The organism is Castellaniella caeni NBRC 101664, assembly GCF_001592225.1.
GTDB lineage: Bacteria > Pseudomonadota > Gammaproteobacteria > Burkholderiales > Burkholderiaceae_B > Castellaniella > Castellaniella caeni.
This window is the reverse complement of sequence record NZ_BCWN01000004.1, coordinates 60,097-73,024: the sequence shown is the minus strand read 5'-3', so window position 1 is coordinate 73,024 and position 12,928 is coordinate 60,097. Positions and strand designations below refer to the sequence as shown.

The window sequence follows — 12,928 nt, the reverse complement described above, 5'->3', positions numbered from 1 at the left end:
TACGAATCAACGCAGTACGCACTCTGAAAGAGGTCAATCATGGGTTTCGGTCAAGGTCTCAGCGGCTTGAACGCCAGCTCACAGAATCTGGACGTCATCGGCAACAACATCGCCAACTCCGGCACTGTGGGCTTCAAGGCCGGCTCGGCCACCTTTTCCGACGTCTACGCCAACTCCCGCGTGGGTCTGGGGGTGCAGCTGGCATCGATCAATCAGCGCTTCACCACCGGCACGGTGTCTACCACCGGCAATCAGTTTGACATGGCCATCGACGGCACCAAGGGGCTGTTTGTCGTGCAGCAGCCCAATGGCGGCGCGATTCTGTATACGCGCAACGGGCAGTTCTTCGCGGATAAAGACAGCAATATCGTCAACGCGCAAGGCCAGCAGCTGCTGGGCTACAGGGCCGATACCACGGTCACGCCACCCAGGCCCATCCTGGGCACCCAGATCGGCCTGACCGTGCCGCTGGGCAATATGCCCCCGAAGGCCTCGACCACGATTGCCGACAAATTGAATCTGGACGCGGGTGCGTCCATCATTGCTGCGCCTGTTCCCACGCCTGATTTGACCGACTCGAGCACCTATTCAAATTCGTTTCCGACGACGATTTACGATTCGCTCGGGGTCGCGCACCGCATTGACCAGGTTTATCAAAAGACGGGTGACAATACGTGGAACGTCACCTACTTGTGGGATGACGGTACTGGGCCACAGAGCGTGGGCAGCGCTTCTTTGAAGTTCACAACAGCCGGTGCGCTGGATACCGCGAATTCGACGGCTGGCACCATTGGATTCAATCCGCCTGGCGCTGATGCCATTGCCATGTCGGTGTCGTATGATGGTTCGACGCAGTTCAACAGCGGCTATACCAGCAATTTCACCCAGGACGGCTATGCCTCGGGTGAATATGCCAGCACGTCGATTGGCACGGACGGTGCGGTCATCGCCAACTACACCAATGGCGCCAAGCAGGTCATGGGCTTTGTTGCCTTGGCTGATTTCAACAATTTGCAGGGGTTGCAGCCCGTGGGCGGCAATGCCTGGGCGGAGACCGCCAATTCCGGTCAACCATTGCTGGGCACGCCGGGTGTCAATGGCATGGCCGCCATCAAGGGTCAGGCCATTGAAGAGTCCAACGTCGATATGTCGCAAGAGCTGGTCAACATGATCATCGCCCAGCGCACCTATCAAGCCAACGCTCAGACGATCAAGACGCAGGATCAAATCCTGCAGACCCTGATCACCATGCGCTAGGCACTGGGCTGAAGCATGGATCGCGTCCTCTACACGGCGTCCAACGGCGCCGCCCGCATTCTCGAGCAGCAGTCGGTCATCGCCAACAACATGGCCAACGTCGGCACCACCGGCTTTCGCGAGCAGCTGGCCATGTACCGCTCGGTGCCGGTGGTGCCGCACGCGGGCGAGCTGCCCACGCGCGTCAGCACCGTGGCCGCCACGCCGGGCAGCGAGTTTTCGCAAGGCGCCATGGTCGATACCGGCCATTCGCTGGATGCCGCCATCGCGGGCGAGGGCTGGTTCGCCGTGCGCACCCCCGAGGGCGGTGAAGCCTATACCCGCGCGGGCGAGTTCGCCGTCAATCAGCAGAACCAGCTGGTGACGCAAAGCGGCCTGCCGGTGCTCGCCAACGGCGGCGAGGCCATCGAGATCCCCGACCGCGGCAGCGTCACCTTCGCCAGCGACGGCCAGATCAGCGCGCTGGGCGCGGGCGACAACCCGCGTGACATCCAGCAGCTGGCGCAGTTGAAACTGGTGAACCCGCCCAAGGATCAGCTGGTGCGCGGCGACGACGGCCTGTTTCGCCTGAGCGGCGGTCAGCCCGCGCAGGCCGATCCGCTCGTGCGCATTGCACCGGGCTTTGTGGAAAAAAGCAACGTCAACCCGGCGGCCGCCATGGTGGCCATGATTTCCAACGCGCGCCAGTTCGAGCTGCAGATGCAGGTGATCAAGAACGCCACCAGCAATGAAGATCGCGGCAATTCCATTCTTTCGGCAGTGGGCTAAAGCCGCTGCGCAGCAACAGGATTCTTCACCATGATTCGTTCCCTGTGGATCGCCAAGACCGGTCTGGAAACCCAGCAGACCAGCATGGACGTCATCTCCAACAACCTGGCCAACGTCAATACGGCGGGCTTCAAACGCAGTCGAGCCGTCTTTCAAGACTTGCTCTACCAGACGATTCGCCAACCGGGCGCCGCCGTGGGTGCGGCCAATCAATTGCCTTCGGGCTTGCAGCTGGGGACGGGCGCCCAGACCGTGGCGACCGAACGCATCCACACGCAGGGAGATCTCAAGGAAACCGGCAATTCGCTCGATGTCGCCATCCAGGGCAACGGTTTTCTACAGGTGGAAATGCCCGACGGCTCGTTTGCCTACACCCGTGACGGCAGCATGCAGCGTGACCAGAATGGCATGCTGGTGACGGCGGGCGGCTATCCCATCCAGCCAGGTATCAACATCCCCGACAATGCCCTGTCCATCACCGTGGGGCGTGACGGCACGGTGTCGGTCACCCAGCCCGGGGCCACCGGCACCAATGTGCAGGTGGGTCAGCTGCAGTTGGGCACCTTCATCAACCCCACGGGCCTGCAAAGCCTGGGCGAGAATCTGTACGCCGAGACCGACGCCTCGGGGCCGGCCAATTTGCTGCAGCCGGGGCTCGATGGCGCCGGGGTGTTGCTGCAGAATTACGTCGAGACGTCCAACGTCAACGTGGCCGAAGAACTGGTCAACATGATCACCACACAGCGCGCCTTCGAAATGAACAGCAAGGCGGTGTCGACGTCCGACCAGATGCTGGCGCGGCTGACGCAGCTGTAAGCCGGATGAGCAAGACGCAAATATCGCGGGGCGCGGCGTGGCTGCGCGCAGCCGGGCGCAAACTGCCGCGGCTGGCGTGCGCCAGCCTGATGGCGCTGGCCTCCGGCTGCGCCCTGGTGCCGCCCGAACCCGTCGTCACCGGGCCGCTCACGGCCTCGCCGCCGCCGGTCATCGCCCCCGCCGCTGAAGCCAATGGCTCGATCTACCAGCCCACGGCCTATGGCAATTACCCTCTGTTCGAAGACCGTCGCCCGCGCAACGTGGGCGACATCGTCACCATCGTCATCCAGGAAAAGACCAACGCGGCCAAGACCGTGGATACGAACACCAACCGCAGCGGCGGCGCCAGCATGAACATTGGTCTGGCCCCCGCCATTCTGCCCACCGATCTGGGGGCCAAGCAGAACTTCGAAGTGGCCAGCGGCAACAAGTCGGACGGCAAGGGCTCCAGCAGCGCGACCAACGTCTTCAGCGGCACGCTGACCACCACCGTCATCGGCGTGCTGCCCAACGGCAATCTGCAGATCGCCGGCGAGAAGCAGATCGCCATCAACCGCGGCAGCGAATATGTACGCTTTTCGGGCGTGGTCGATCCGCGCACGATCTCGGGCAACAGCACGGTGTCGTCCACCCAGGTGGCCGATGCGCGTATCGAGTATCGCAGCAAGGGCGTGATGGACGAGGTGCAGACCATGGGCTGGCTGCAGCGCTTCTTCCTGAACATCGCGCCGTTCTGAACGCATGAGCAAGCACATGGTTTTTATGCATACCCTGGCGGCCCGTCTCGCGGGCCTGGCGCGGGCCGCGCGCGGCTTTCGAATCGTGCCGCCGTCCGGCGCCCGGACGCCTGGCCGCTGGCGGCGCCTCGTGCTGCTGGCCGTGCTGGGCTGCATGGCGCTGCCCCCCGTTGCCGCGCAGGCCGAGCGCATCAAGGACATGGCTACCTTTACCGGCGTGCGTGACAATCAGCTCATCGGCTACGGCCTGGTGGTGGGCCTGGATGGCAGCGGCGACCAGGTGCGCCAGACGCCCTTCACCCAGCAAAGCCTCACCAACATGCTTTCGCAGCTGGGCGTCACGGTGCCCCAGGGCACCAATATGCAGGTGAAGAACGTGGCGGCGGTCATGGTCACGGCTCGTCTGCCCGCGTTCGCCCAGCCGGGGCAGACAGTGGACGTGGTCGTGTCTTCGATGGGCAACGCCAAGAGCCTGCGCGGTGGCACGCTGCTGATGACGCCGCTCAAGGGCGCCAACGGTCAGGTGTATGCCCTGGCCCAGGGCAACCTGCTGGTGGGCGGGGCGGGGGCCTCGCAAGGGGGGGCCAGCGTCCAGGTCAACCAACTCAATGGTGGCATCGTGCCCAATGGCGGCATTGTCGAGCGCGGGGTGCCCACCACGTATGCGCAGAACGGCAGCGTCCGGCTCGAACTGAACAACGGCGACTTTGCCGTGGCGCAGAACGTGGTGGCCGCCCTGAACCGTCGCTTCGGTGGCCAGACCGCCACCGCCCTGAATGCCCGCACCATCGAGCTGCGGGCACCCATCGATCCGCAGGCCCAGCTGGCTTTCCTGTCACAGGTCGAGAACCTGCAGGTCAGCCTGCCGCCCGCGCGGGCCCGGGTGGTCATTAATGCCCGCACTGGCTCGGTGGTCATGAACCGCACCGTGATGATCGACGAGGCGGCCATCGCCTATGGCAATCTGTCGGTTACCATCAGCCCGCAGCAGCAAGTCAGCCAGCCCAATACGCCGTTGGCGGGCGGACAGACGGTGGTCACCAACAATACCGACATCGAGATGCGCAGCCAGAACGGTTCGCTCAAGCGGGTGAGCACCAGCGCCAATCTGGCCGACGTCGTCAGGGCGCTCAACGCGCTGGGTGCGACGCCGCAAGACTTGCTGTCCATCCTGCAAAACCTCAAGAGCGCCGGCGCCTTGCGCGCCGACCTCGACGTGATCTGAGGCGCGCCATGGCATTCACCACCAGCACGCCCCTGCCGCAAAGCGGCGCCGCGCCCTCGGCGCTGGACTTCAGCAGTTTGAACACCCTCAAGCAGGGCGTGCGCGCGGGGGCTGCCGCGCCTGCCGAGCAGCAGCGCAAAGTGGCGCAGCAGTTCGAGGCCATGTTCATCCAGATGCTGCTCAAGCAGGCGCGTCAGGTGTCGAACCAGACCCCCTCGTTATTCGATTCGCAGGGCACGCGGATGGCGCAAAGCCTGAGCGATGAGCAGGCCTCGCTGGCCCTGGCCAATCCGGGCCTCGGCCTGGCGGATGCCCTCATGGCGCAGATGCGGGGCGGTGCGCCGGACAAGCAGGCGCTCGATCCCCTGGCCAATGCGCCCGAGGCCGCACGCTCGCGTCTGCCCGGCCTGCAGTCGCGCATCGGCGAGGGTCGCCAGCAAGTGGCCGATTCGATCACCGCGCTCATCGACGCGCTGGCGCAGCGCCAGACGGGGCAGCGGGTGCGCAGCGCCATCCAGGGTGCGCCAGAACACATCCGTGCGTTTGTCGACCAGATGGCGGCGGCCGCCGACGTGGCCGCCCGGCGCAGCGGCGTGCCCGCCAAGCTGATCCTCAGCCAGGCGGCGCTGGAATCGGGCTGGGGGCAGCGCGAAATCCTGCGTCCGGACGGCAGCAGCAGCCACAACCTGTTCGGCATCAAGGCCGGGCCGGGGTGGCGCGGCGAGGTGGTGCAGGCGACCACGACGGAATACGTGGACGGGCAGCCGCGCAGGATGACGCAACCCTTCAGGGCCTATGCCTCGTATGCGGATTCGCTGTCCGACTATGCACGGCTGATCAGCCAGAGCGAGCGCTACAGCGATGTGATGGCCGCCCGTACGGCGGAAGAAGCCGCGCACAAGGTGCAGGCGGCGGGCTACGCCACCGATCCTTCTTACGCACAGAAGCTCATTTCCATCATGGGGTATTTCAACGCGCGCTAGCGCGCGAGGTTGGTCTTCTGCGGGCCATGGCTAAATTTTCGGCCGCCCGTGCCGTTATGTAGACAAATGAAATCTGTGCGCGCCCTGGCGAGCGTGCACATCACAGACAGGATTGCAGCAAATGAATCTGGCGAATCTGGGCAAGGCTGGCCTGCTGGTCGCGCAAAACCGTCTGGAGACGGCGGGCCACAATATCAACAATGCCGCCACCGCAGGCTACAGCCGCCAGACCGTGCTGTCGCAAACGGCGGGGGCCACGCCGACGGCGGCCGGCTGGATTGGGCGCGGTGTACAGGCCGTGAGCGTCATGCGCTCGTACGACAGCTTTTTGTATACCCAGCTGACGTCATCGCTCACCAAGGGCGCGGCGCTCAAGACCTACGGCGATCAGGTGGCCCAGGTCAACAACCTGGTTGCCGACCGCACCGTGGGTATTTCGCCGGGCATCCAGAAGTTTTTCGACAGCCTGGACGCCATCGCTTCGGCTCCCGCCGACGCCGCGGCCCGCCAAGAGCTGATCGGCCAGTCCAACAGTCTTGCCTCGCAGTTGCGTGACGCCAATGCCTTTCTGGACAGCCAGCGGCAAAACGTCAATACGCAGATTGAAACCACGGTCACGCAGGTCAACAGCTACCTCGACCGCATTCAAGACCTCAACCGTCAGATCACCACGGCCAAGGCCACCAACCCGAACCAGCCGCCCAACGACTTGCTCGACCAGCGTGATCAGCTGGCTTCCGAACTGGGCCAGCTGGTGGACATCCATGTCTACGAGCAGGACGACCGCTTCAACATTACCATCGGCAACGGCCAGACCGTGCTGGGGGGCGATTCGGTCTATCACCTGCAGGTGCTGCCCTCGGCGGCCGATCCCAGCCGCATGGCCGTCAACTACACCGTTCCGGGGCCCAACGGCACGCTGAAGCCGGTGGAGATGAATGACAGCCTCATCACCGGCGGCCAGCTGGGCGGGCTGCTCACCTTCCGCACCGACGTGCTCGACGTGACGCAAAACGACCTGGGGCGGGTGGCGCTGGGCATCTCCATGTCCATCAACGCGCAACACCTGCAGGGCTACGACGCCTCGGGTGCCAAGGGTGGCTATTTCTTTGCCAACAACGGCATTGCCGGTGCGCAGGCGACGGCGGGCGCGGGCAACGCGGCCACGGGCTCACTGGCTGTCACGGTCAACGACCCGACACGCGTGCCCAATCAGGCATACCAGCTGACCTTTGACGGGACGAACTACACCGCCACCGTCATGCCCAAGACCAACCCGCCCGTGAGCATCACGATTGCGCCCGGGGCCACCGGAACGCTGGACGGGGTCGATATCGACACCAGTGGCCTGACGGGGGCTGCCGCGGGTGACACCTGGGACATCCAGCTGACCGCCCAGCCCGCGGCCAAAGTGATTGGCAACGGCAACAACGACCCGCTGGCGGGCGATCCCACGGCCTATATCCAGGACGTCTCCCAGCTGACCGACCAAGACTATCGCCTGCGGTTCGACGCGGCCAGCAATCAGTACAGCGTGACGCGCGTGCCCGAAGGCACGGTGCTGGGGCAGATCGCAGCGGGCGACAAAGCCGTGTTCGACGGCGTTGAAATCAATACCGACGGCATGAACCCCGCCGAAGGTAACTCCTGGCTGATCCAGCCCACGCGGGCGGCGGCGGGCGACATGCAGGTGGCCATCACCGACCCCGCCAAGGTGGCGGCCGCGGGCTGGGACGCCGATGCCGTCGATACCAATGGCAACCCCGCTCCGAGTCCGGCGGGCTCGGCCAATGGCGACAACGCCCTGATGCTGGCGGCCCTGCGTTCGGGCAAAGTGCTGGGCAATGGCACCATGGGCCTGAACGAGGCCTATTCCCAGCTGGTGAACACGGTGGCGGTCAAGACGCAGTCCAACACCACGGCGCAAAAGGCGCAAGAGTCGCTCATCCAGCAAAATTACTCGGCACAGCAGGCCGTGTCGGGCGTCAACCTCGACGAGGAATACATCAATTTGCAGCAGTTCCAGGAACAGTATCGCGCGGCCGCCCGCCTCATCGACACCGCCTCGACCCTGTTCGATACCCTGCTCAGCCTGCGCAGCTGAGCGCTGCCGCATTTTTAGGAAATCATCATGCGCATCAGTTCCAGCCTCGTTTTCCAGACCGGTCTGAACACCATCAACGCCCAGCAGTCCGACCTCATGCATCTGTTTCAGCAGATCGGCTCGGGCCAACGCATGGTGACACCCGCCGACGACCCGCTGGCCGCTTCGCAGGCCATCAACATCTCGCAATCGCAGGCGCAGAACACCCGCTATGCCAGCAACCGGGCCGTGGCCAACCAGAACCTGGGCACCGAGGAAAACGCGCTCAGTTCTCTGACAACCCTGCTGGCGGACGTGCGCACGCGCCTGGTGGAAGTGGGCAACGGCACGTTGTCGGACGCCGACCGCCAGACTCTGGCCGGCGTGTTGTCCAGCGCGCGGGCGACGGCCCTGGGCATCGCCAACGCCACGGACGGCAATGGTCAGTATCTGTTTTCGGGCTCCAAGGGCAGTCAGCCCGCCTTCGATACGGATGGCAATTACCTGGGCGACAGTTTGCAGCGCATGATCCAGGTCAATGAAACGCGCCAGCTTGCAGGCAGCGACGTCGGTTCGGACGTCTTCGCGCGCGCGCAACCCGGGACGCTGGCGTACGGCAGCGCGGCCGGGGCCGGCAATACCGGCACGGCCATCGTCACCGGCCCGTACATTGCCGACCGGGCGGCCAATGCCGACCCCACTGACCAGACGCTGGCGGGCTATTCGTTCTCCGTGACCGTCAAGGCGCCCGCCACGCCCGGCGCCGCCTTTTCCTATGATGTCGTGGCGACAGCCAAGGACGGCTCGAGCACCACCACCAGCTTCGATGCGCAGCCGGGCGACACCGAACTCGATCTGGGGCATGGCGTCAAAGTGCAATTCACGGGCGCCCCCAACGCGGGCGATACCTTCGAGGTCGAGCCCCTGCAGCAGCAAAATGCCAACCTCTTCCAGAGCATCGACAATCTCATCGACGCGCTCAACAAGCCTTCGTCGGGCGACGATGCGGCCACGGCGGCCTTGCGCAACCAGATCAACACCACCATGCAGCAGGTAGCGTCCAGCTACGACAACGTGCTGACGGTGCGTGCGTCCATCGGCTCGCGCATGAACGAACTGACCGCGCTCGACGACAGCGGCGCACAAAGCGGCCTGGGCTTTACCAAGGCGCTTTCGGGGCTCGAAGACCTGGACTACTACACCGCCACCACGCAGCTCAGCCTGCGCAAGATGGCGCTCGAGGGCGCGGGCCTGGCCTTCCAGACGATCCAGGGCTTGAGTCTCTTCAATATGGGCAAATAGGTATTTCGTGGTGCCGGGCGCGCCTGTTCATGGCGGGGCTTTCCGGCGCTTCTTCGCCCGGCAGGGACGGAGTGTTTACCGAAAACAGGGCCCATAAGGCCCTGTTTTCTTTCCGTAGCACGCAGCACGCGTATGGCATGCTGACGATCAGCAGAAGGTGAGGTGACATGAAAGTACGTTTTCCGAAATTCCGCCCTGTGGCGCTATCCTTGCGAGCCCGGCTCACGTTCGTGGTCGGGCTGTTGTCCTTGTTGACCTTCGCCGCCGTGGGCAGCGCCTGGTTCGTGCAGCAGCAAAGCCAGCGGACCATCGGGCAGTTGGCCGTCGTGGGCGTACAAGCCAATTCCGACGTCAAGAACGCCCTCATCTACGCCCAGCAGGCCGCCACCCAGATCGAGGGCGCGCTGGCCATCAACAATGAAAAACAGCGGCTTTGGGAACTTGGCCAGGCCGACCAGTTGCTCAAGCGTTCGCACGAGCACATGGACGCCCTGCTGGCCGGTCGGGCGCTGGCGGGCTCGCAAACCGAATCCCTGCAGCACATCCTCACCGCCAGCTTCAAGGATTACTGGGCGCAGGTCGAGCAGCTGCGTACCTTTGCCGCCCAGCAGGATGCCAAGGGCTTCGAAGCCCTCAAACGAGGCCGCCTGCGCGGCGCCGCGCGTGGCATGGACCGCGCTTTCGGGCAGTTCGACCAATTCATCCAGAACAGCAGCGCCCAGTCCCGCGCAACCCTGGCGCAGCAGTTTTCCTGGGCCAACTACGGTTTCCTGGCGCTGGTGGTGGTGGCGGTGCTGCTGGCGCTGGTCACCTACCGTATTTTGATGCGCACGGTGCTGCGCCCCCTGCAAAGTGTGGGGCGCCACCTGCAGACCATGGCGGGCGGCAACCTGGCCGTGGCCATCCACCCGCGTTCGCGTGACGAAATCGGCGCCCTGCTGTATGGCCTGAAAGAAATGCGCGACGGGCTCGAATCGCTCATCCGCAGCGTGCGCGCCCGCATGGATCGCATGACGTCGGGCACGCAAGGCATTGCCCGCGGCAACCTCGACCTCAGCAGTCGCACCGATCAGCAGGCCGCCGCGCTGCAGCAGACGGCCGCCAGCATGGAACAGCTGGCCAGCACGGTCAAGCAGAATGCCGAGCACGCCAAGCAGGCCAACCAGCTGGCGGGCACGGCGCACCAGGTCGCCTCGCGCGGCGGGGCGGTCGTCCAGGAAGTGGTGCAGACCATGGAAGGCATCTCCGGCAGCTCGCAGAAAATCGCCGACATCGTCGGTGTGATCGACAGCATCGCCTTCCAGACCAATATCCTGGCGCTCAATGCCGCCGTCGAGGCCGCCCGCGCGGGCGAACAGGGCCGCGGCTTTGCCGTGGTGGCCAGCGAGGTGCGGGCGCTGGCCCAGCGCAGCGCCGGTGCGGCCAAAGAGATCAAGGCACTGATCGATGACTCGGTGGGCCGCGTGCGGGCCGGGTCGGATCAGGTCAACCGGGCGGGCGCCACCATGGACGAGATCGTGCAGGCGGTCAGCCGGGTGTCCGACATCATGGGCGAGATCACGGCGGCCACGGTCGAGCAGTCCACAGGCATCGACCAGGTCAACCTGGCCATCGCCCAGATGGATGCGGTCACGCAGCAAAACGCGCTGCTGGTGCAGCAGGCGGCCACGGCGGCGGGCTCGCTGGAATCCTTGGCGGCCGAGATCGAGACGTCGCTGGCCGTCTTCCAGCTCAGCGAGCAGGCGCTTGCGGGGGATATTGCCCTCGAATCCGCACTGTCCCATGAGGCGCTGGGCGCGGCGTCCGCCGCCCGGCTGCCTGGAGCCGCTGCGCCTGACGCCGTGGCCCTGGATGTTTCCAGTGTCGAGGCCGCCACGCGGCGCGAATCGCCACGCGCCGTCCGGGCCGTGGCGGCAGACAATGAAGACTGGAAGGAATTCTGAAGATGATATGGAATCGCGTGATGGCGGGCAGCACGCGCCGTCGGTGGGCCGCCTGGCTGGCGGTCGCGGGCGCCAGCGGCTTGCTGGCGGGCTGCAGCGTCACTGGGCAGACCTTCAATACCGGGGGGCTGAACAAAGTGGTGGTGGGCCGCACCACCTTGCAGCAGGCCGCCGACGATCTCGGCGCGCAGCCGGTCGATACCTGGCAGCAGGGCGATGGCTCGGTGCTTGCGCGCTGGGCTTATACAGGCACCATGGCCACGGACGCCGTGTATTTTCGCCAGGAGGCCTGGCTGCTCTTTGGCCCCGATGGCCGCTTCGTGCGCCTGGCCAACGGCATCAATCTGCCGCTCATGAACCACCCTCGGACGCAAGAAGAAGCGGATCGCGAAGCCGCCCAGGCGCGTGCCCGCGTCGCCGCCGCACAAGGCCAGCCGGTGCCTGCCGCCAGCCCGGCCGATGCGGCGCAGGGGCCGATTCCCGTGCCTGCGCCCCCGCCTCTCGCACCGGTATCGGCAGCGTCGCCCGCCACTTCGGCGACCTCCGCCACGCGCATGTCCGGCGGTGCGGGGGGGGCCGCCAGCCCGGCGGCGGGGCTTGCGACGGATCAGCCGCTGCTGCCCGCGGGTTCGACCGTGCAGCCCGGCACCCACTATTCGTTGTCGCCGAATACGCCCTCGGGGCGCTGACCGTCCGGCGTGTCCTACTGGCCCGCGAGCCCCTGGGCGATGCGGGCCATGGCCTGATAGCCTTCCTCGAAGAAGCGCGTCAGAAAGTCGCTGCTCTGGGGCAGCACGATGGCCAGCATGATGAGGCCGGTGGTGAGCGAAATCGGGAAACCCACGGCAAAGACCGACAGCTGCTGCGCCGTGCGGTTGAGAATGCCCAGCGCCAGATTGATGGTCAGTAGCACGATGACCAGCGGCAGGGCTAGCAACATCCCCGAGATCCACAGCTGCGCGCTCCAGTCGAGCAGGACGCCCCAGCCGTTGGGGTTCAGGCTGGCGCCCACGGGCAGGATGGTGAATGTGCGGATGAGGCCGTCGAGCATCAGCAGGTGGCCGTTGACCGCCAGGAAGATCAGCATGGCCACCAGGTTCAGCAGGCGCGAGAGCACGGCGGTGTTGGCGCCGGTGGCCGGATCGAAGAACGAGGCGAAGGCCAGGCCCATCTGCAGACCGATGAATTCGCCCGCCATCATGGTGGCGGTGAAGATCAGGCGCATGCACAGGCCCAGGGCCATGCCGATCACCACCTGTTGCAGGGCGATCAACAGGCCCGCATAAGAAGCCGGGGGGACGCTGGGCATGGGCCCCGCGAGCGGCGCCACCACGATCGCGCACAGCACGGCAAAGCCCACCTTGAGGCGCATCGGGATGCTGGATTCACCCAGGACGGGAGCGAGGCTCACCAGCCCGGCAATGCGAAACAGTGGCCACAGCAGAGCGTTCATCCAGCCGTAGAGCTGGTCGAGCTGAAAGTCGATCATGGCTGGGGCGCGGGGGAAAGCGGTGTCTCGGACACGTCGGCCCTCCGCGTCAGCTGGCCAGGCCGGGTATCGAGTTGAACAGGGTCTGGATGTAATCGACCATCGTGGTGATGAGCCAGGGCCCCAGCAGCACCAGCGTGGTGCCTACGGCCAGCAGCTTCGGGATGAAGGACAGCGTCATCTCGTTGATCTGCGTGGCCGCCTGGAAGATGCTGATGATGAGGCCCACCAGCAGGGTGACCAGTAGCAGCGGGCCGGCCATCACCAGCGCCACCCGCAGGGCCTGATAGGTGAGGGACATGACGGCTTCCGGGGTCATCGGCGG

General features: G+C 65.3%; 12 protein-coding genes and 1 pseudogene. 11 read left to right on the top strand and 2 right to left on the bottom strand.

The annotated features are described in order from the left end of the window. Positions 1-39 precede the first annotated feature (39 nt). The 11 genes and pseudogenes from flgE (at position 40) to CCA01S_RS03685 (ending at position 11,803) form a co-directional block, all read left to right on the top strand. Positions 40-1,257, top strand: a complete 1,218-nt coding sequence (gene flgE / locus CCA01S_RS03730; protein WP_066454295.1) for a flagellar hook protein FlgE — start codon at positions 40-42, stop codon at positions 1,255-1,257. Between the two features lie 15 nt (positions 1,258-1,272). Next, positions 1,273-2,025 (top strand): flagellar basal-body rod protein FlgF, encoded by a 753-nt coding sequence (flgF, locus tag CCA01S_RS03725; protein ID WP_066454293.1) that lies wholly within the window; start codon positions 1,273-1,275, stop codon positions 2,023-2,025. Between the two features lie 30 nt (positions 2,026-2,055). Continuing rightward, positions 2,056-2,841 (top strand): flagellar basal-body rod protein FlgG, encoded by a 786-nt coding sequence (flgG, locus tag CCA01S_RS03720; RefSeq protein ID WP_066454292.1) that lies wholly within the window; start codon positions 2,056-2,058, stop codon positions 2,839-2,841. An 89-nt stretch (positions 2,842-2,930) separates the two neighbouring features. Next, complete coding sequence (locus tag CCA01S_RS03715) at positions 2,931-3,578, top strand: flagellar basal body L-ring protein FlgH (RefSeq protein ID WP_066454576.1); 648 nt, start codon at positions 2,931-2,933, stop codon at positions 3,576-3,578. Positions 3,579-3,603: 25 nt separating this feature from the next. Next, positions 3,604-4,803, top strand: coding sequence for a flagellar basal body P-ring protein FlgI (locus CCA01S_RS03710; RefSeq protein WP_084386471.1), 1,200 nt, complete (start codon positions 3,604-3,606; stop codon positions 4,801-4,803). An 8-nt stretch (positions 4,804-4,811) separates the two neighbouring features. Next, entirely contained in the window at positions 4,812-5,786 is a 975-nt protein-coding gene (gene flgJ, locus CCA01S_RS03705; RefSeq protein WP_066454290.1) for a flagellar assembly peptidoglycan hydrolase FlgJ, read from the top strand. A 121-nt stretch (positions 5,787-5,907) separates the two neighbouring features. Continuing rightward, positions 5,908-6,885, top strand: a pseudogene (gene flgK / locus CCA01S_RS16365) (flagellar hook-associated protein FlgK); the annotation flags it as partial. A 162-nt stretch (positions 6,886-7,047) separates the two neighbouring features. Further along, a complete protein-coding gene (locus CCA01S_RS16360; RefSeq protein WP_373278687.1) occupies positions 7,048-7,890 on the top strand; it encodes a flagellar basal body rod C-terminal domain-containing protein in 843 nt (280 codons plus the stop codon). Positions 7,891-7,917: 27 nt separating this feature from the next. Next, the gene (gene flgL, locus CCA01S_RS03695) at positions 7,918-9,171 is read left to right on the top strand and encodes a flagellar hook-associated protein FlgL (protein WP_066454280.1); all 1,254 of its coding nucleotides are present in this window, start codon (positions 7,918-7,920) and stop codon (positions 9,169-9,171) included. Between the two features lie 167 nt (positions 9,172-9,338). After that, complete coding sequence (locus CCA01S_RS03690) at positions 9,339-11,114, top strand: methyl-accepting chemotaxis protein (protein WP_084386441.1); 1,776 nt, start codon at positions 9,339-9,341, stop codon at positions 11,112-11,114. A 2-nt stretch (positions 11,115-11,116) separates the two neighbouring features. Continuing rightward, entirely contained in the window at positions 11,117-11,803 is a 687-nt protein-coding gene (locus CCA01S_RS03685; RefSeq protein ID WP_066454276.1) for a hypothetical protein, read from the top strand. A 14-nt stretch (positions 11,804-11,817) separates the two neighbouring features. On the opposite strand, the gene fliR is transcribed toward CCA01S_RS03685, so the two are convergent. Continuing rightward, positions 11,818-12,603, bottom strand: a complete 786-nt coding sequence (gene fliR, locus CCA01S_RS03680; protein WP_066454274.1) for a flagellar biosynthetic protein FliR — start codon at positions 12,601-12,603, stop codon at positions 11,818-11,820. 49 nt (positions 12,604-12,652) lie between these two features. Further along, positions 12,653-12,922: a flagellar biosynthesis protein FliQ gene (gene fliQ, locus CCA01S_RS03675; protein ID WP_066454272.1), complete on the bottom strand. Its 270-nt coding sequence runs from the start codon at positions 12,920-12,922 to the stop codon at positions 12,653-12,655. Between the last annotated feature and the right edge of the window lie 6 nt (positions 12,923-12,928).

Coding starts and splice junctions, on each gene's coding strand:
- CCA01S_RS03715 (WP_066454576.1), top strand. CDS start 2,931: ATGGCGCTGGCCTCCGGCTGCGCCCTGGTGCCGCCCGAACCCGTCGTC.
- flgJ (WP_066454290.1), top strand. CDS start 4,812: ATGGCATTCACCACCAGCACGCCCCTGCCGCAAAGCGGCGCCGCGCCC.
- flgE (WP_066454295.1), top strand. CDS start 40: ATGGGTTTCGGTCAAGGTCTCAGCGGCTTGAACGCCAGCTCACAGAAT.
- flgL (WP_066454280.1), top strand. CDS start 7,918: ATGCGCATCAGTTCCAGCCTCGTTTTCCAGACCGGTCTGAACACCATC.
- fliR (WP_066454274.1), bottom strand. CDS start 12,603: ATGATCGACTTTCAGCTCGACCAGCTCTACGGCTGGATGAACGCTCTG.
- fliQ (WP_066454272.1), bottom strand. CDS start 12,922: ATGACCCCGGAAGCCGTCATGTCCCTCACCTATCAGGCCCTGCGGGTG.
- flgF (WP_066454293.1), top strand. CDS start 1,273: ATGGATCGCGTCCTCTACACGGCGTCCAACGGCGCCGCCCGCATTCTC.
- flgG (WP_066454292.1), top strand. CDS start 2,056: ATGATTCGTTCCCTGTGGATCGCCAAGACCGGTCTGGAAACCCAGCAG.
- CCA01S_RS03690 (WP_084386441.1), top strand. CDS start 9,339: ATGAAAGTACGTTTTCCGAAATTCCGCCCTGTGGCGCTATCCTTGCGA.
- CCA01S_RS03685 (WP_066454276.1), top strand. CDS start 11,117: ATGATATGGAATCGCGTGATGGCGGGCAGCACGCGCCGTCGGTGGGCC.
- CCA01S_RS16360 (WP_373278687.1), top strand. CDS start 7,048: ATGCCCAAGACCAACCCGCCCGTGAGCATCACGATTGCGCCCGGGGCC.
- CCA01S_RS03710 (WP_084386471.1), top strand. CDS start 3,604: ATGCATACCCTGGCGGCCCGTCTCGCGGGCCTGGCGCGGGCCGCGCGC.